At 61.8% G+C, this 17953-nt stretch carries 17 protein-coding genes; 7 read left to right on the top strand and 10 right to left on the bottom strand.

What is annotated here, in order from left to right; all coding sequences use genetic code 11:
- Positions 1–67: 67 nt before the first annotated feature.
- From U1763_RS19020 to U1763_RS18985, 8 genes are all read right to left on the bottom strand, one after another.
- Positions 68–5713 (bottom strand): autotransporter domain-containing protein, encoded by a 5646-nt coding sequence (locus tag U1763_RS19020; RefSeq protein ID WP_332756495.1) that lies wholly within the window; start codon positions 5711–5713, stop codon positions 68–70.
- 356 nt (positions 5714–6069) lie between these two features.
- Positions 6070–7068 carry a GDP-mannose 4,6-dehydratase gene (locus tag U1763_RS19015; protein ID WP_332756494.1) on the bottom strand — a complete coding sequence of 333 codons (999 nt, stop codon included), beginning with the start codon at positions 7066–7068 and terminating at the stop codon, positions 6070–6072.
- 31 nt (positions 7069–7099) lie between these two features.
- The gene (locus U1763_RS19010; RefSeq protein ID WP_332756493.1) at positions 7100–7408 is read right to left on the bottom strand and encodes a hypothetical protein; all 309 of its coding nucleotides are present in this window, start codon (positions 7406–7408) and stop codon (positions 7100–7102) included.
- Positions 7409–7616: 208 nt separating this feature from the next.
- The gene (locus tag U1763_RS19005; RefSeq protein ID WP_332756492.1) at positions 7617–8174 is read right to left on the bottom strand and encodes a type IV secretory system conjugative DNA transfer family protein; all 558 of its coding nucleotides are present in this window, start codon (positions 8172–8174) and stop codon (positions 7617–7619) included.
- Complete coding sequence (locus U1763_RS19000) at positions 8131–8412, bottom strand: hypothetical protein (RefSeq protein WP_332756491.1); 282 nt, start codon at positions 8410–8412, stop codon at positions 8131–8133. Before U1763_RS19000 ends, U1763_RS19005 begins: the two co-directional genes overlap by 44 nt.
- A gap of 103 nt (positions 8413–8515) precedes the next feature.
- A complete protein-coding gene (locus tag U1763_RS18995) occupies positions 8516–8812 on the bottom strand; it encodes a hypothetical protein (RefSeq protein WP_332756490.1) in 297 nt (98 codons plus the stop codon).
- The gene (locus U1763_RS18990; RefSeq protein ID WP_332756489.1) at positions 8812–9036 is read right to left on the bottom strand and encodes a conjugal transfer protein TraD; all 225 of its coding nucleotides are present in this window, start codon (positions 9034–9036) and stop codon (positions 8812–8814) included. Before U1763_RS18990 ends, U1763_RS18995 begins: the two co-directional genes overlap by 1 nt.
- A gap of 13 nt (positions 9037–9049) precedes the next feature.
- The gene (locus U1763_RS18985) at positions 9050–9379 is read right to left on the bottom strand and encodes a conjugal transfer protein TraD (RefSeq protein ID WP_332756488.1); all 330 of its coding nucleotides are present in this window, start codon (positions 9377–9379) and stop codon (positions 9050–9052) included.
- Between the two features lie 173 nt (positions 9380–9552).
- On the opposite strand from U1763_RS18985, the gene traA reads away from it, so the two are divergent.
- From traA to U1763_RS18960, 5 genes are all read left to right on the top strand, one after another.
- A complete protein-coding gene (traA, locus tag U1763_RS18980; RefSeq protein WP_332756487.1) occupies positions 9553–12468 on the top strand; it encodes a Ti-type conjugative transfer relaxase TraA in 2916 nt (971 codons plus the stop codon).
- Positions 12469–12475: 7 nt separating this feature from the next.
- Positions 12476–13210, top strand: coding sequence for a DUF6118 family protein (locus U1763_RS18975; RefSeq protein ID WP_332756486.1), 735 nt, complete (start codon positions 12476–12478; stop codon positions 13208–13210).
- Between the two features lie 274 nt (positions 13211–13484).
- On the top strand, positions 13485–14213 hold the full coding sequence (locus tag U1763_RS18970) for a Crp/Fnr family transcriptional regulator (protein WP_332756485.1): 729 nt from the start codon (positions 13485–13487) through the stop codon (positions 14211–14213).
- Positions 14214–14397: 184 nt separating this feature from the next.
- Positions 14398–14631 (top strand): hypothetical protein, encoded by a 234-nt coding sequence (locus tag U1763_RS18965; RefSeq protein WP_332756484.1) that lies wholly within the window; start codon positions 14398–14400, stop codon positions 14629–14631.
- A 142-nt stretch (positions 14632–14773) separates the two neighbouring features.
- A complete protein-coding gene (locus U1763_RS18960) occupies positions 14774–15058 on the top strand; it encodes a hypothetical protein (protein ID WP_332756483.1) in 285 nt (94 codons plus the stop codon).
- Between the two features lie 170 nt (positions 15059–15228).
- Here the strand turns inward: U1763_RS18960 and U1763_RS18955 are convergent, their stop codons facing one another.
- Positions 15229–15540, bottom strand: coding sequence for a hypothetical protein (locus U1763_RS18955; RefSeq protein ID WP_332756482.1), 312 nt, complete (start codon positions 15538–15540; stop codon positions 15229–15231).
- A gap of 202 nt (positions 15541–15742) precedes the next feature.
- Between U1763_RS18955 and U1763_RS18950 the strand changes: the two genes are divergently transcribed.
- A complete protein-coding gene (locus U1763_RS18950; protein ID WP_277982274.1) occupies positions 15743–16447 on the top strand; it encodes an HPP family protein in 705 nt (234 codons plus the stop codon).
- A gap of 163 nt (positions 16448–16610) precedes the next feature.
- Here U1763_RS18950 and U1763_RS18945 read toward each other — a convergent pair whose 3' ends face one another.
- The gene (locus U1763_RS18945) at positions 16611–17039 is read right to left on the bottom strand and encodes a hypothetical protein (protein WP_332756481.1); all 429 of its coding nucleotides are present in this window, start codon (positions 17037–17039) and stop codon (positions 16611–16613) included.
- A 345-nt stretch (positions 17040–17384) separates the two neighbouring features.
- Between U1763_RS18945 and U1763_RS18940 the strand changes: the two genes are divergently transcribed.
- A complete protein-coding gene (locus U1763_RS18940) occupies positions 17385–17729 on the top strand; it encodes a hypothetical protein (protein ID WP_332756480.1) in 345 nt (114 codons plus the stop codon).
- Positions 17730–17953 lie beyond the last annotated feature (224 nt).

Here is a 17953-nt window from a genome sequence, read left to right as displayed (position 1 = left end):
GGAATCATCGGCGGATCGGGGGCGTTTCGCCATAAGATTACGGTAAGCCGCCGGGATCACCCCCGGATCAGAAGCCGATGCTGGCGGACAGCTTGAAGCTGCTGTCCTCGCCTTGGCTGCCGATCAGGCCGGCGTAGCTCGACGTGATCCGGATGTTCGCGGCCGGTGCCCAGACGAGGTCGAGACCGGCGGTCATCGCATCGCGCGACAGCGGTGCGCCGGCGACGTCGAACGTCGTGGCGGCGGTCGCGAACCGCGCGGCGCTGGTCGGTGCGTCGCCGTCGATGCGGCGCTGCCATGCGGTCACGCCGCGGGCCGACAGGCCCTCGACGATCGGCGTGTCGAACCGCAGGCCGGCGGTCGCGAAGGCGAAGGACTCGGTCCGCTTGGCGACTGTCAATGCGGTCGCGCCACCCGTCTCGGTGAACCCGTCGGTATGGATCCGGAACGCCTGCAGCCCGCCGAACGGCTGGAGAGTGCCTCCGCCGAGCGGCAGCGCATAGCCTGCTTCGGCAAAGCTGTGCGCGCTGTTGCCGTCATAGTCTCCGCGCAGGCGATCGGCAAAGCCGGGGAACGTCACGAACCGGTCGGTGCGCGCGTTCGACCAGGCATAGCCGAGCCCGGCACGGATGCGGATCGCGCCATAGGCACCCCCCGCATAGCCGAGCAGATGCACCGTCTTTGCCTTCGCATCGCTGGCGCGCGCGTCGATCGACGCCTTCGTGCGCGTATAGCCTCCGGCGATGCCGACGCGGCCGGCATCCGCCCCGGCCAGATCGATATCGAACCCGCCGACGCCGCCCAGCGTGGTGCGATCTACTGCGCCGGCATTGCGGCCGCCATCGTCGTCGCCGCTGTTGGCGAGCAGCGTACCCCACAGGCCGCTCGGCTGGTCCGCCAGCGTGCGCGCCAGGACGGTGCCCTGGACGAACTGCGCATCGCGGGCCATCGCGGTCCGCAACGAGGCGTGGACCTCGCCCGACATCAGGTCGAATGCGCGCGTGACGGTCGCGGCGTCGGGGATCAACGTCAGCGCGCTATAGGCGGCGTTGCCGACGCCTAGCGCGGCGAAGGCAGGGGCCACCGCACGCTGGTTGGCCGTGCCGGTACCGGCCAGTGCGACCAGGCCGGCCCCGCTGCGGGCGACGTCGGCGAACAGCGTCGTGCCGGTATTGGCGAGGCGGACCTCGGTGCCGGCGACCGTGCCGATCGGCTGGATGACGGTATAGCTGCCCGAAATCCCGCCTGCCGCGGTCAGCACGGTGTAGCGGGTGCCGATCCCGCCGGCGGTACCCGACAGCGCCAGTTGCGCGCCGGGCTGCAGCGTTGCGGTGCCACCGACCGCGATCAGGTCGGACCGACCTGCCGCGTCGATCTCGGCCGCATAGGTCGAGCCCGCCTGCTGGACGAGATTGCCCGCGATCACGATCGTACCGATGCTGTTGCCCGGTGCGATCGTCCCGCCGCTGGCGATCGTCGCGCTCGCGATCGTGCCGTTGCCCCCGAGCGTGCCGCCCGACTGGACCGTCACCGCGGACGGCAGCGTGCCGGCAAGCGTGAGGCGACCGCCCTGGACGCTGGTCGCGCCGGTAAAGCCGAGCTGGTTGCCGATCGTCACGTTGCCGGTGCCCGCCTTTACCAGCGTGCCAGTACCGGTCAGCGTCGCGGCGAAGGCGCCGTTGCTCGCCTGGTCGATACGCAGCGTGCCGGCATTGGCAATCCCGCCGGTGAGCGTCATCGTAGTCCCCGTCAACGTCGCGCCTGCGGCGATGCCGGTGCCGTTCGCGAAGCTCGACGCGGTGGCCAGCGTCCAGTTGCCCGAGGCGACGTTGAGCCGCTCGAAATTGACCGTGCCGGCAAAGCTGCCGGTTCCCGTTCCGCCCAGGATCACCTGGTCGGTGCCTGCGCCGCCATCGACGCGGCCGACGATCGTCGAGCCCGGCATGAGCGTGAGGGTGTCGTTGCCCGCCCCCATGTCGATCGCGATGCCGTTGGCGCCGACAATCCGCCCGGCATTGACGATCAGGTCGTCGCCAAGCCCCAGCGCGATCGCCGTGCCGCTTGTGCTCTCGATCGTGCCGGCGTTGCGGATCGACAGCGCCGATACGGTCGAGGCGATCGTCGCCGCGTTGCCACTGGTCAGCGTCGCGCCCGTCGCCACGTCGAAGGTCGTGCTGGCCAGCGTACCGGTCAGCGCGAGCGTGCCCCCGGTCACGTTGGTCGCACCGGTATAGGTTTGCGTGCTTAGCGTAAGCGTGCCGGTGCCGGCCTTCGTGACGCTGCCGATACCGGTGATCGTGCCGCTAAAGCCGCTGTCGATGGACTGGTCGAACACCAGCGCGCCGGCATTGGCGAAAGCACCGTTCAGCACCGCGCCGCTGCCGATCGCGGTCGCCCCCGCGGCGATGGTGGTGCCGCCCGCATAGGTCTGTGCGCCGGTCAGCGTCCAGGTGCCGGCGTTCACCGCCAGCGTCGCGAAGTTGGTCGCGCCGGTAAAGCTGCCGGCACCGCTACGCTGCAGGATCACGGCATTCGTTCCGTCGCCGCCATCGATCACGCCGCTGATCCCGGTCGTCGCACCGGTCTGGACGAAGACATCGTCGCCTTCGCCGAACGCCAGGTCGCCGGCCAGCGTGCCACCATCGGCGGTGTAGCTGGACATGCTGTAACCGGGGTAGCTGCCGAGATAGACGTCGCCGACGATCGTACCGCGGTTGACGACGGTGCTGCCGTAGGCGGTGATCGCCTGCGATGCGCCACGGATGACGCCGCTGCTATCGTTGAGGATGTCGGCGCCCTCGTAGAAGACCAGCGCGGTATCCTGGCGGCTCTCGATCAGCCCGGTGTTGATGATCTGGCTGGGGGCGTAATAGGCGCCCGTGATCGCCGCGCCGTCGGTGATTATGGTGCCGCTATTCTGGACCGATTGTGCACCGACCACGCCGTAGGTCTGCGCGCCGATCGCGCCGAGAATGGTGCCGGAATTGAGGACCGTCGGCGCGCTGATGCCGTAAGACAGGCCTGCGAGGTTGATCGTCCCCGAATTGACGACGGTGCCGTTACCGACGATCGCCAGCGGCGCGTAATAGTAATAATAGTCGGACGCGAAGCCCGTGACGTTGATCGTCCCGGCATTCTCGAACCGGCCTTCGCCCGCGTTCACCGCAGAGATCTGGCTATAGAAAAACCCATCGCCGGTGGTGGAGGCCGTCAGCGTGCCGCGGCTTATCACGTCGAGTGCGTTCGCCGCTGCATCCGGATCGCCGATCCGTTGCGCGACGGTGGGCGCGGTCATGTCGATCAACGTCCGGTCCGCCGCGGCGATGTCCGCGGTCAGGTCCACCTTGCCGACGCCCGACAGCGTCAGCGTGTTCGCCAGCGGGCTTGCCGCGGTCAGCGTCAGCGCCGCATCGTTCGCCAGCTCGTAACCGACCCCCTCGAAACCCGCCGGCCGCGCGATCTGCGCGGTCGCATCGGCACCGACGCGGTAGACGATGCTGTCATAGCCGTCGCCGGCATCGACTCCGCCGGTTGCGCCGCCCAAGACGCGCTCGGCCGGCTGCACCAGGTCGGTGACGAACAGATCGTCACCGCCGCCGAGCCGGACCGCGCCGTTCACGATGCCGCCTGTATCGACGAAAACGTCGGGCGACTGGTCGTAGGTCGATCCGCTCGCGAAGTTCACACCGCCGTTGATCGTTCCGGCGTTCAGCACGATGCTGTTATAGCCGTTACGCGCGCTGATCCCGGTCGCACCGGTGATCGTCCCGCCCGCCTGGTTGTCGACGATACCGTAATAGGTGATGTCGACGCCCGCTCCGGTGCCCGTAGCTCCGCCGATAACGGTGCCGGTATTGACGAAGCGCCCGAACGACAGCGACACGCCGCTGGTCGCGCCTTCGATCAGGCCGCTGTTGTTCGACGGCGTGGCGGTCAACGACGAACCGTTGATGATCGCGCCGATGTTGCCGGTCGAGCGGACCGTGCCGCTGTTCACCAGCGGCCCCGAATAGACCAGCGCGCCGAAGCCCGATGCGGTGATCGTGCCGGTGTTGGTCAGCGCGGTCCCGTCATAGTTGGTAACGCTGACGCCGCTGCCATCAACCGCGGTGATCGTGCCGCTGTTCGTCAGGGCGCCGAGATTGACCGACACGGCCGAACCATAGCTGTTGGCAAGGTTCGCGGTGATCGATCCCGTGTTCACCACCGACAAAGTGCCGGGATAGCGGGCGGACGTGATGATCGCCTGGCCCGTGGTCGCCAGCGTCGCGTCGTTGACGAGTGTTCCTGTGCCGGTCGCCGACACGCCGTTGGGCAATTGGATGCCGTTGGCGAGCGTCACCGTGGCGTCGGTGAGGTCGAGCCCGAGCCGCTCGAAACTGGCGGGGATCGTGCCTGCGCCGAGCGTCGCGTCACCGCCGACCGACAGGGTCAGCGTATCGATCCCGGACCCTGCGTCGATCGTGCCGCTGACGCCAGCGATCCGGCCAGCGGTGATGTCGAACCGCGCGGCAACGGTGTCGTTGCTCGCGCCGAGCAACAGGTCGCCGTTGATGGTGCCGGCGGTGATGTCGACCATGCCGTATTGGTTGGCCATGCCGGTCGACACGACCGACCCGTTGATCGTGCCGGCATTGGTCAGGCTGAGGACGCCGGCACGGATCGCGACTGGGCCTGCGCTGCCGATCGTCGCACCCGCGGCGTTGGTCAGCGTCAGGCTGTTGCCTACCTCGATTGCACTGCCGCTGCCCGCATTCACGATCGAGCCGCTATTCTGGACGTATGCGTAGCCCGGTGTCGTGAGCGTCGCGGCGCTGCCGTTCGACACGATCCGCCCGCTGTTGGTGATCGAGACATATTGTGCGGCGGTGGTGTTCGCCCCGATCGCCGAACCGGAACCGCCGTCGATCGAGCCGGTGTTGGCGATCGACTGGATCACCGCGGAGATGCCGCCATTGATCGCGCCGGAATTGGTGATGACGGTGCCGGGCGCGAAACCGGTCGGTGCGGCTGCGAAGATGCCTCCGTTGATCGTCCCGGCATTGACGATCGTCCGCGACACGCCGGAGATCCCGCCGATCGTGCCCCCGGCCTGGTTGGTGATCTGCGTGAAATAGGCGCCGGTATCGGCTACCAGCGCGGCGCCGGCGCTGCCGCTCAGCGTGCCGGCGTTGACGATCGTCGCGGTCAGCGTGCCTGCGCTGTTGTTGGGATTGGCTTGCAACCGGATCGCCGAACTCCCGCTCACCACGCCGGCTGCGTCGATGCCGATCACAGTCGCGTTCGAGGCGTAGATATAGCCGTAAGGGCTCCCGCACACGGTGACGGTCGCGCCGGCATAGGGATCGCACGGTCCCAGATATCCGTAATAGGAGTTGGCGTTCGTGACGCTGACGCCCGGCCGGTTCTCGCCAACGACGCTGCCGCCGATCGTCAGGGTCGAACTGCTGCCAGAGGTCGCAATGCCCGCCCCGTTGCTTCCTGCGAATACGGTCGCACCCGGCTGGACGATGACGCGGGTGCCGCTGGTCGGAACGTTCAGGCCGTCGCTGTCGACGCCGCTGCAGATCGTGGTTCCGTTGATGCTGGTCGGGTCGGGTGCGCACTGCGCGGAGGCGGGCGAGGCGCTCGCCACGATCGCGAGAACGCTGCTGCCGAGCGCGAACGACACCAAGCGCGACCGCATCGGCCACGGCGCAAGCTTACCAACCATTTGAAACCCCCCGGTACATACAACGCGACACGCATCATTGTCGGTCTGCTACCATCGCGCCGCCCAAGACGTCGACCAAAATAATGTCGGTTATGATACAATTTTATCGGGGCGCCACGCGGCGTATCCCAAGGCATTGTTACTGCTTAACGACGTTGCATAGTCGCGTGTGTTTGGGCGCAACAAGACAACCTAAAAACTATCTAACAGGCGCAATATAAAAAAATTAAATAATTCGACCTTTTATAAAGATGTTCAAATATAAAATTTGATATGTGCATAAATTCAATAATGATATTATAATATATATCGGTTCATTAATAGTTAGTTAGTTTATAATATTTTGGACTATCTGGCTAAATAATATTGTAATATTCTTTGTACCAATGTACGAACTTTGGAACCCCTTCGTGGATGCTGGTACGGGGCTCAAAACCCAAGTCGTCGCGGATTGCATTGATGTCCGCAAAGGTATCTCTTACGTCACCCGGCTGCATCGGCAACAGACGGCGTTCGGCGGGACGACCACATTCTTGCTCGATTAGAGCAATCATCTCGCTGAGATCCTCTGAACAGTTATTACCAATATTATAGATCCGGTGCGGGCTAATGCTACCGCCAGCTTTCACGGTTCCATCATCGACAGGTGGGTTATCAAGGCAGGTGAGGACGCCAGCAACGATGTCGTCAATATAGGTGAAGTCGCGTCGCATCTTGCCTTCGCCAAACACGTCAATCAGTCGACCTTCGAAGATTGCCTTAGTGAACAGCCACATTGCCATATCCGGGCGCCCCCAAGGTCCATAAACAGTGAAAAAGCGCAGACCGGTCTGCGGAATCCGGTATAGATGTGCGTAAGTTTCACTGATTAACTCATCTGCCTTCTTAGTTGCAGCATAGAGCGATAGCGGCTGGTCGGTGCGGTCTTCGACGCGGAATGGCAACGAGCCATTGCCGCCATAGACTGAAGAGGACGAAGCATAGACCATATGCACAACCTTCCGATGCCGTGCGATCTCAATAATATTTAGATGGCCAGCGAGATTAGCCTGCAGATATGCGCGCGGGTTCTTGATTGAGTAGCGTACGCCTGCTTGGGCGCCAAGATGGACAATCCGATCAAAATGTTCGCCGTTGAGTGCCTCATCGAGCGCAACGTGATCAGAGAAATCAACTTGTTTGAACGCGAACCCGGCACGCAGTTTGTCGATTTCAGCTAATCGCGCATACTTCAAATTAACGTCATAATAGTCGTTGAGGCTGTCAATGCCCAGAACGGTGTCGCCCCGCGCGAGCAATTGGCAGCTGACGTTGAAGCCAATGAACCCGGCCGCGCCAGTAACGAGAACGCGCATGTGGTCACTCCTGGAGAAAGGTAAGTCCGCTCTAAGACGCTGCCTCAAAATCGGCAACGACGGGCGATAGAGGTTGACGTGCTCCCCGGATACCTTCGGTCTGCGGCATAAGGCCAAACAAGATCGCTCCAACGCCGCTATCGCCGTCCTTTCCGATTAGAGCCGATGGGCAGCGGCGAGCAGGTGAGCGCTCGCTGACGCTGCTGGCGTGGATCACGGCATCGGCGACCACCGTCGCGTCCGGGTCGGTCAGCACGTGAAATATCATGACCGCTTCGCCTTCGCGGTCACGAACGGCGAAGTCACCAAGCGCGGTCGCGTAAGCGGGCGGCAGGGGCAAGCGTCAGCTTGTCGCGCATCGTCGCACGCGGGCGTGGGCGGGTTCGTGGACGACGGTGTACAGGATCAGCCCAGCGATTAGGGCCTTGGCTTCCTCGTTCCAGTGGGCTTCGCCCGATTGTCCCCCCGCGTCATGCACCAGCGCGTCGGCGAGGGTGTTGGCATCTTCCGCCAGATCGAGGCTGGTGGGATCGAGTCAGTTGAGCGGATTATAGCGGGCAGTGGGCTGAGCCGACACGCCGAACGGACCGAGTCACCAGACCTTGCCCTTTGGCGGCACGGACGCGGGCGGTGACGCGGGCGTTCCCGCCCTTTGGATCTATGCAGATTACCAAGCGGTCGAGCAGCAGCAGGTTGGGAATGATCGCGCTGACCTTCTTGCCCAAGCGGGTGGGTGCCATCGCCAGCAGATGCGCCGCACTGTCGTAATGCAGCAGTTTGCCCGACTTCGCCGAGCGGCCGATCAGGGGATCCCCGTTCCCTTCCAGTTTCCGCACGTCGGCCCGGTCACCGAAACGGGCGGAGCCGAGCAGATCATTGTGCTGGTTGGCCGCACGTCGGTTGAAGCGCCAGGCCAGGAACAGGACCGCGCCGGCGAGCAGGAACGGAATGTCGGTTGCGATCTCGCCATAACCGAAGATGCCTTGAGCCAGGCGTTGCTCGCCATCAGCACCACGGAGGCGACGAAGACCGCGAACAGCGGGCTGATCCGTCGCCGGGGCATCAGTGCGCTTCCATCGGCGTAACCGGCAGGGACCGGTCGGCATCGGGATGATCGAGCAGCCGGAGCAGGATTTGCGAGATGAGGGGAGGGGGCACGCCCTCGTCCAGCATCATCGCGAAGAACGCATCGTCGTTGGGCGTTGGGATCATGTCCTCGATGACAAGGTTGGCGCGCGAGTTTGCCATGTCTTCATGCCACATCGCGATTTCCGTCGGCGTGCCGCGCACAAAATCCATCGCGCGGACTTGGCGTCGGATCGCCTCGATATCGAAATCAGCCATCACGCGACTTTCAGGCCGGCCCGGTGGGCAGGGGCGCGGCGACAAGTGCCTGATAGTAGGCCACTAGCGCCCGCGGCACCCACCGGATACCGTGATCGCGAGCTTAGCGCCCGGCGATGAGTATGTCGCCGTGAATTGCGGCCAAGGTTTCAGGATCAGCGTTCAACGGGAGTGTGGCGCACCCTTCCGTTGCCATGCGGTCGCATAACGCGCTCGCTTCGCTCCAGCGGGCGCGTAACGCGTCGACCAAGTGTGCTGGAACAGACGGATCGAAATCACCCCGCAACTGCCTTCCGCGTTGCATGGCGTATTCGTGTTCTAACCAGACCGGATCGTTATAGATGATCGCCGCAGCCGCAGACCCGCGCATCAGCCATTCCGAGTTATCGTCGCCTGCCATTAGCTCGCCTCCGTCGTTTTGCTTTCCGCATCGAACGCGCGTTTTCCGCGTCTTTTCCATAGCGCCAGAACGTCGCCGGCATCGTCGCCGCAACCACGCCCGGCGAGATCAAGCAGCGCGCCGTACAGGGTGGCGCGATCGTCGTCGGTCAGATCGACCAGCCCAGCTTTCTGGACCAGCCCGCCCAGTTCAATCAGGTGGCGTGTGCGTTCGCGACGTTGCACGACCCAGCCCCGATTATCCGTTCGACGTTCCGCTGCTTCCGCCCGCAGCGTCGCCGCCCGGTTCAGTCGCAGCGCCCGGTCCGTCGATTGCAGCAGTGCCGCCACCTTTGCGACCGCGCTGTCGAAAGAAGGCAGCGCCCTTCGCGCGCCATGCCTCCTTCGCGCCCGCATCCTTCGATCCGATCGCATCGAGCAGTACGCCGGTTAGCGTTTCTGTATCTAACGCATCGGCCCCGGTCGCAGTGACGAGCTGGCCGAGTTGTTCGATTCGCTTCGCCTTGAGCGCGCGGGCCTTGTCACCAAGCGCCCTTAGCTCGGCATCGTAATCACGAACTTTCCGCACAGCTTTCACCCTTCAGCGTATCGGACGGCAACATCCTAGCATCCCCAGCATTGGGGTAAAGCTGGAACAAGAAAAAGGAGCATCAAGTCAATCATGAGATGCAAAGCATATTGTGAGTGCGTGCTTATACGTCGTCGCCGACGTGCGCTAAGTAGGGCAGTATGCAGAGCGTCATGGCGATTTACCATTTCTCCGCGAAGGTTGTGAGCCGCGCGAACGGATCGAGCGCCGTTGCGAGCGCCGCCTATCGATCCGCGTCCGAGCTTTACGACGACCGGTTGAACCGCTTTCACGACTTCTCGAACAAGGCAGGTGTAATCCACTCTGAGGTAATGTTGCCGCAGGGTGCGCCGGAGCGTTTAAACGATCGCACGACCTTGTGGAACGAGGTGGAGGCCAGCGAGAAGCGCAAGGACGCGCAGCTTGCCCGCGAGGTAGAGTTCTCGATTCCACGCGAGATGAACGAGAAGCAGGGCGTCCAACTCGCGCGCGATTTTGTGAAGAAGCAGTTTGTTGATCGCGGCATGGTCGCGGATCTGAACGTGCATTGGGACAAGGCGAAGGATGGCACGCCCAAGCCGCACGCGCATGTCATGCTTGCGATGCGCGACGTGGGGCCGGAGGGGTTCGGGAAGAAGAACCGCGACTGGAACTCGACCGAGCTTTTGAAGGACTGGCGCGAGGCATGGAGTGCGCACGTCAACGAGCGCATGGCCGAGCTGGGGTTTGAGGGCAGGATCGATCATCGCAGTTACGAGGCACAGGGGATCGGGCTGGAGCCGCAGCACAAGATCGGCCCGGCCGCATCGCGCAGGCCGGAGCAGGGACTTGAGGCGGAGCGGATCGAGGATCACGCGCGCATCGCTCGCGAGAACGGCGAGAAGATCATCGCCAAACCCAATGTCGCGTTGGACGCGATCACGCGACAGCAGGCTACTTTTACCACCCGCGATCTTGCGACGTTCGCGTTCCGGCACAGCGACGGCAAGGAGCAGTTCGACCAGGTGATGGGCGCGGTGCGCGCATCACCCGAGCTGGTCGCATTAGGGAAGGACGGGCGCGACCAAGAGCGGTTCACGTCGCGCGACATGATCGCGGTGGAGGCCCGGCTTGAGCGCGCTGGCGACGAATTGGCGGACCGTGGCGAGCATGGCATCGCCGATCGGCACCGTGACGTCGCGATCGGCGCAGCCGAGGGTCGTGGCCTTGTCCTGTCGGGCGAGCAGCGCGACGCCTTCGACCATGTCACCGGCAGCGCTGGGCTGGCGTCCGTCGTCGGCTATGCCGGCAGCGGTAAATCCGCGATGCTTGGCGTCGCGCGTGAGGCGTGGGAGGGGCAGGGCTACACGGTGCGCGGCGCGGCGTTGTCGGGCATCGCGGCCGAGAACCTTGAGGGCGGGGCCGGTATCCAGTCCCGTACTATCGCCAGCCTTGAACACGCGTGGGGGCAGGGGCGCGAGCAGCTAGGCCCCAGGGATGTGCTGGTGGTCGACGAGGCTGGCATGATCGGTTCGCGCCAGATGGAGCGGGTATTAAGCCAGGCCCGCGACGCCGGGGCCAAGGTCGTTATGGTCGGCGACCCCGAGCAGTTGCAGGCGATCGAGGCCGGTGCGGCGTTCCGTAGCGTCACCGAGCGCCACGGCGCAGCCGAGATCACCGAGATCAGGCGGCAACGTGAGAACTGGCAGCGCGACGCCACGCGTGCGCTGGCGACCGGGCGCACCGACGAGGCGATTCATGCCTATGGTGGCAAGGGCATGGTTCACGCGGCCGACACGCGCGAGCAGGCGCGGACCGAGCTGGTCGACGGTTGGGATCGTGCGCGCCAGTCCGATCCGGACAAGACCCGGATCATTCTCACCCACACCAACGCCGAGGTGCAGAGCCTCAATGGCGAGGCACGCGACCGGTTGCGCGCATCCGGTGACCTTGGCGACGACGTGACGGTGAAGGCTGAACGCGGCGAGCGGCAGTTCGCGACCGGCGACCGCATCATGTTCCTGCGCAACGAACGAGGCATGGGCGTGAAGAACGGTACGCTCGCCACGATCGACCGGGTATCGTCCGACGGTATGGCAGTGCGGCTCGATGACGGGCGCAGCGTTGCGCTCGACCTGAAAGATTATGCCCATGTCGATCATGGCTATGCGGCGACGTTCCATAAATCGCAGGGCGTGACGGTCGATCGCGCGCACATCCTCGCCACCCCCGGCATGGACCGGCACAGCGCCTATGTCGGTTTGTCGCGGCACCGCGACGACGTGCAGCTCCATTACGGCCGGGACGATTTCGCCGATCAGCGTCAGCTCGTCCGCACCCTATCGCGTGATCGGGGCAAGGACATGGCCGGCGACTATGCACAGCCGGAGCAGGATCAGGCGCGCGCTTTCGCCGATCGGCGCGAGATCCGGTTCCCGGAACGCGCGCGTGAGATGGTGGCGAAGGTCCGCGACAAGGCGCGGGGCATGTTTGACGGCTTCCGGCCGAAGCCGGCAGCGGAGCGGGTGACGTCGCCAGAGCGCAGTGCGGCCGACCGCCCACTTCCACCCTCGCAGGCCAAGGCGATCGAGCGTTATGCACGGGTTGGTGCAGACATAGGCCGGATGCTGGAGAAGGGGTTGCCGGTGCTGGCGCATCAGGAACAGGCGTTGGCGAAGGCAGGCGACGCCCTCGACCAGTTTCGGCCCCATGCCGCACGTGACCTCGCATCGGCGATGGCGCGTGATCCAAAGCTGATCGAGCAGGCAGCTGGGGGTAACACCAGTGGCGCGGCGAAGGCGATGGAAAGCGAGCGCCAGGACCGCACCGATCCGGAGAAGCGCGCGGGTCGTTTCGTGGAGCAGTGGCAGGGCATGAAGGAGGCGCGCGTCAGCATGGAGAGGGCCGGCGACCACGAGGGCGCGGAGAAGATTGGCAAACGTATGGAGAGCATAGCGGGCGGATTGCATCGCGACCCGCAGCTTGAATCCGTGTTGCAGCGACGCGCCCCCGAACTGGCTTTGAGTATGGAGCGGAGCCGGTCGATCGGGCAGGAACTGGCGCAGTCGGTCAGCATCGGGCGTGACCGCGATCGTGGCATGAGCCGGTAGGATGAGCATGGACGACGATATTCAGGAAGGGGGCGATCCGGCGGAAGCGTTCGACCGGTTGCGCGACGTGATAGAGGGCCAGGACCGCGAGCTGGCGTTGCTACGCCGTGCCGTGGAGGGCTTGGCGGCTGAGCGGGCGCATATCGATGTGCCTGACTATTCCGAGACGCTGGGGCGGATGCAGCAGGGTGTGGACGCCACGGCCGAGCGGATCGCGGTCATCAACGACGTGATTGCGCGCAGCCCGGCGCTGGTGATGACGCCTGAGCAGATGGCGCAGCGCATCGCCGCAGCAGGTAACACCGCCCGGCGCGAGGATCAGGCGGCGCTCGCCAAGGCCGGCGAGGACAAGGCCCGCGTCCTGGCCGAGCTTCGCAGCCTCGCCGGGTCCGCATGGACGCGGGCCGACCAGAAGAACCGGCAGCTATGGTTCGGTCTGGGTGGGGCCGCGATCGGCATTCTCGCATGGTCGATCCTGCCGGGCCTCATCGCGCGCGAGATCGCGCCGACAAGTTGGCAATGGCCCGAGCGCATTGCAGCGCGAACGCTCGACATGCCGATGTGGGAGGGCGGGCAACGTCTGATGCGGACCGCCGCGCCTGACGCTTTCGCCAACATCGCGGCAGGCGATCAAATTGTCACAGCCAACCGGAAATCACTGGAAGATTGCCGCAAGCGTGCCGATAGAGCGCATGATGCAGTGCGTTGTACCGTCAGCGTAGCACCCGGCCGCAAGCGATAGCGATTATCCCTTCGTCGTCCGCATTAGTCTGCATAGGTGACCCCCTAAGTGACCTGACAGGGCCCCGCTCTTAGATAAGAGTGAGGCATATGACTGGCGATACGACCAGTCGCATGCCGAACGACGTCTACCGATATAATAGACGCCAAAATGATTTATAAATATGTAGCGACTTATAAAAAGAAAATGTTAATGCACTTTAGTTTGAGCCCGACAGAATAAAGTCGATACTAAAAATGTAAGGCAGTTTTCCTGCATTTTTTTGAGGAATATTATGTCTAAAGTCACGGTTAGCCCCCTTGCTGGTATGGTGAATAAATTTGCTGGTCGTTCATCCATGTCGCCTGGGGATCGTGCTGGATTGTGCGGACTGCCCTACACGTCCCGGTTATTCGATGCCGGTAGATATCTGGTCCGGGAGGGCGATAGCCCGGATCACTGTAACATCCTTTTTTCTGGCCTTACTTGCCGGCATAAAATAACCGGTGACGGACTTCGCCAAATCGTCGCTATCAACGTGCCGGGCGAAGTCATCGACCTTCAAATGCTGTATCTCAAGATCGCTGATCATAGTGTACAGACGTTGGGTCAATGTGAAGTTATTACGGTTTCACGAAATTTATTGCGCAAATTAGCCGATGAACGGCCTTCTATTGCCTATGCTATTTTTGCCATGATACTCACCGAGGCATCGATCTCCAGTGAGTGGATATTAAACATTGGTAGGCGTAATGCGAGAACAAGAATCGCTCATCTATTTTGTGAGTTGGCCGCCAGAATGGATAAGCCTGATATTGCGCCAGGTCAGACATACAAATTACCAATGACCCAAGAGCAGCTAGGCGACGCGATTGGCCTGACAGCGGTACACATTAATAGAATGATAAAGGAACTGACGAAGGACGGACTCGTAGTAATCTCAAAGCATACTATAACAATTCCTAATTGGGATAAATTGGCAGCTGTCGCCGACTTCAACAGTCGATACCTGCATAAAGACTAAATTTCCGCTTGGCACACGTGAAATGCCGAAGCCGGCCCGTCCGCTTTGCTTCCCATACCGGCCATTCCGCTAACGCCCAATGACGGACATTTTGCGCTGTTTACGACCTGCGCATAACCGGTTGTTCATTCAATTTTGGGTAACGGCTTGTAGCGTGTCGTTGGATAGTAGCAGGGATAGTTCTGTGTCGGCGAAACCCGAAAATGACGAAATGGAATATGTGCCTGCTTGGGCAGTAGCTAAAATACTGACGTTGGCCGTTTTCATCATTGTAAACCTTGAATGGTGGGTTGGACGTTCACCGCTAATGCTAGCCATCGACCTACTTCTCATCGGGCTGTGGCTTGCAATCCGCCGCTTGAGGCCTGCGGAATATGATCCTGCCTGGCCGCGCAAAATGAAGAATGACCTATTGTAGAGCCGTTGCTCAAACTTCAATCGCGCACGCTGGAAGCGGTCGGGCCGCTATCTTTCCTAACCCCGCCATCCCCGAAATTCGCTTCCTCGCGGGATTGCTCCGGCGCCTCAACTCCGAAGGATCGGCATCGGCAGGCATGCTTATGTTGCGCCTCACGATCGTCGGTGACATCGTAAGACCGATGGGACCCTCAAAAACACCTTCGCGCGTTGAGGTGTCGCTTGGCTTGGCTGTCCTGATTGTCGTTATCGGAAGCGTTGGCTTCGGTCCGCGTGGGCTTACGATAGGCGTGGTAGCAACGTTCCTCATGCTGGCTTGGCGGCACGACAACAGCGCCGGGTTGATCTTCCCAATCGCGATGCTCATCGTCATCACGATTACCGTCTTGCTGTTGCTGATGTACTTGATGGCTAGAATGCACTCGTAACCGAGTGAACGCCGCGGTTTGCTCCAAATCCGGCAGTTCCCGATATTCGAACCTTTTCAGGAGGCCCCAGCGTTAGGCGACGTCCGCTAACGCCATCTGTATATCCGATAGCGGCCAGTCCGTTTTCCTCTCCCATGCCGGCCATTCCGCTTACGCCCAATTGCGGACATTCAGGGTTGCGTGCTTGCCCCGTCGTCGGGCAGCCGATTAGCGACTTCGTTAAAATGCTCGCTGTCCGCAAAGCCACCGTCCAGATCGTATAGATATAGCGTAACGGGGCATCGCTGCTGGTTGGCCCAAGCCACTGCATCCTGCATGGAAACTGCTTCCAGCGCATCATAGTCTACGGTCAACGACGGATCGCTTTCCGGGGCTTGGTCAGCGTCGTCACAACTGTTGTCATGCTCTACAGCTTCAACAATCGCGTTCACTTCGCGCCAGCGGTAAGGACGGGTGCGCTTGTCTATGACGTTCCACAGCATGGCTGGTTTGTAGCGCTTTACCGCTTGGCCGCAACGTCCGCTATCCTCTCCATTTTGGCCATTCCGCTTACGCCCAAAAGCGGACATCCCAAAAGTGGTCGGGTCGCTTTCCTCCCCTATACGGCCTTCCCGCTTGCGCTCATAGGCGGCCGTTCGAGGCCGGGTAAATCGGTGCGAAGCCTGTCGACGAAAGGTAATATGCTTGCGGGCTTTATTTGCTCCGATCCTTGCTGGTGCCACGGTCGGTGGTCGACTTGTGGCGTGTATTGGCGCGGCGCTGAGCATCGCGTTCACCGCACTTGTGACAGCGATGGTATTCGGAGACGGGTGGCCCGCCGTGCTGCTCGTGGCCCCCATGGGCGCTTCGGCGGTTCTCATCTTTACCGTTCCTGCCAGTCCGCTCGCGCAACCCTGGGCAGTGATCGGTGGCAACGTCATCTCGGCTGTTGTCGGCGTTGGGATAGCCTCCATGGTGTCATCGCCTGGGCTTGCGAGTGGCCTGGCAGTCGGAGGTGCAATCCTGGCGATGTCACTGCTGCGCTGTCTGCACCCTCCTGGCGGGGCTGCGGCACTGACCGCGGTGATGGGCGGTCATGCGGTCACCACAGCCGGCTGGATGTTCCCGCTAATGCCAGTGGGGATTAACGCAGTAATCCTGACCGCTGCCGGGGTGTTCTTTCATCATCTGTCTGGCCATTCGTACCCGCATCGCCCTGTATCAGGCCTGCAGATGCCCGCCGGTCCGCAGGTTGAGGGCATCCCTCATCCTGAAGATCTCGACGCAGCGCTTGCTGACCTTGGCGAGACATTCGACATCGGCCGCGACGATCTCGAGCTACTGTTCGACCGTGTGAGAGCCCATGGGGCAATGCGTCGAGGAAGTGAGAAGTTTGCGGGCCGCCGTTAGGCTCCACCGATCAGGTCGCGAGATCGTTCGCGTATACCCGTGCCCGTTCAATTCACCGACACCTAGAAGTGGACCGTCCGCTTTCCTGCCCAAACCGGACATTCCGCAGTTGAGGTAGCTTGGGCGGGTCATTATCGAATGCGCAGGCCGTTATCTTGCAGGCTTATTGAATAACGATTTGACTAGCGTCGTGCACAAAAACGGTGTGCTGATATCGATTAAAGCTACGCAGGCGCCCCGCCACCATGTTCGCTACTGGAAGGAGCTTAAGCTCCCCTTTGAATATGACGTTCTTTCCAATCAACGCATCTTCCGGCTTTGAACCTAAACGCTTTTCCAGCATCTTCGCTACTATTGGCGTGATGTTGAACGTGATGTCATTTGGTGACCGATAATCAGCATCGGAGTTCAAGTATAGGGCGTTGGGCCGTCTTTCAGCGGCAGCTACCTTCATCGCAAAAACACCCGTAGTTGCGCGATTAGGGTGGGCTTCGGCCAACGCTATTGCTTGTGGTGGGGACATTGGGAGGGTTGCGTTTGCCGCTGTTGCGGTAGCTACAACGAAGCTGAGAAGTGTGATCACTGTCGTCACATTTGTTCAAGCATATTTTATCTATAGTTAAACGTCGGCACCGATGCTGGCTAATGACAATTCATTCATGAGTTCAATATGCGCTGGCATCGGCGCTACGCCAGCTATCGCCCCTACCTCCCCAAAAGCAGACGGGCCGATTTCCTGCCCAAACCGGACGTTGACGGCCGAAACACCGTCTGTCGTAATCGTTAGCACCCGACGCAGATGCTTGCCCTATCGTTAGACCGTTTCCTCCTGAGAACGGGCGGCAACGGCGGGAGGGCGTGTGACTTCCAGTAGTAACCGCTTGCAACCTATCGTGGCCTACGTCAGTTTCCAAAATGCTTTCAGGAGGTTTTTTTCATGATGAAGACACTTGCTGCGTTTGGCCTTGCATCTTGTGCAACGGTCGCCCCCGCTCAGTTCATATTTATCAGTCCTAATGCAAACCCTACCACCGGGTCGACGTTCGGTGCCCACCTTCCCCAAATCGATCCGATCGGTGGTCAGATGGGTGTTTTCGACAACACCATCACGCCGACGATGCGTCGCGAGCGGCAAGAGCGGTCCGTCAGAACGCTCAGGTTTATCGCGTCGGCACCCGATAAATGGACGTCTAGCAACCCGCGGGAAGCCCGCCGCCTTTACGCCAAAGCCGAAACCGCGGCTAAATGGGCAAAGGTGAATTCGGATGACAAATCTATGTAGTCCGCGATGATCGGCTAGGACGTTTCATTCCGATAGGGTGCTTCGAAGTGATCGGGGTAAGCCTTGGCAGGAAGCCACGATCGCTTGGCCTGTTGTTGGTGTCGCCTTCGCGGAACGTTCGCCCGGTCAACTCTCGCTCACAACCGATGCATACAGCGTATGAACTGCTTTGCCGACCAAACGCCCCCCCTCAACGGAGAATGGAAATGAAGATTACTCTCGCC

The organism is Sphingomonas sorbitolis, from assembly GCF_036663875.1.
Taxonomy (GTDB): Bacteria; Pseudomonadota; Alphaproteobacteria; order Sphingomonadales; family Sphingomonadaceae; genus Sphingomonas.
Note: the sequence above shows the minus strand (reverse complement) of the source record. Positions and strands in the feature narration are given on the sequence as shown.

Coding starts and splice junctions, on each gene's coding strand:
- U1763_RS19020 (WP_332756495.1), bottom strand. CDS start 5,713: ATGGTTGGTAAGCTTGCGCCGTGGCCGATGCGGTCGCGCTTGGTGTCG.
- U1763_RS19015 (WP_332756494.1), bottom strand. CDS start 7,068: ATGCGCGTTCTCGTTACTGGCGCGGCCGGGTTCATTGGCTTCAACGTC.
- U1763_RS19005 (WP_332756492.1), bottom strand. CDS start 8,174: ATGCCGACCGGTCCCTGCCGGTTACGCCGATGGAAGCGCACTGATGCC.
- U1763_RS19000 (WP_332756491.1), bottom strand. CDS start 8,412: ATGGCTGATTTCGATATCGAGGCGATCCGACGCCAAGTCCGCGCGATG.
- U1763_RS18995 (WP_332756490.1), bottom strand. CDS start 8,812: ATGGCAGGCGACGATAACTCGGAATGGCTGATGCGCGGGTCTGCGGCT.
- traA (WP_332756487.1), top strand. CDS start 9,553: ATGGCGATTTACCATTTCTCCGCGAAGGTTGTGAGCCGCGCGAACGGA.
- U1763_RS18975 (WP_332756486.1), top strand. CDS start 12,476: ATGGACGACGATATTCAGGAAGGGGGCGATCCGGCGGAAGCGTTCGAC.
- U1763_RS18970 (WP_332756485.1), top strand. CDS start 13,485: ATGTCTAAAGTCACGGTTAGCCCCCTTGCTGGTATGGTGAATAAATTT.
- U1763_RS18960 (WP_332756483.1), top strand. CDS start 14,774: ATGTTGCGCCTCACGATCGTCGGTGACATCGTAAGACCGATGGGACCC.
- U1763_RS18955 (WP_332756482.1), bottom strand. CDS start 15,540: ATGCTGTGGAACGTCATAGACAAGCGCACCCGTCCTTACCGCTGGCGC.
- U1763_RS18940 (WP_332756480.1), top strand. CDS start 17,385: ATGATGAAGACACTTGCTGCGTTTGGCCTTGCATCTTGTGCAACGGTC.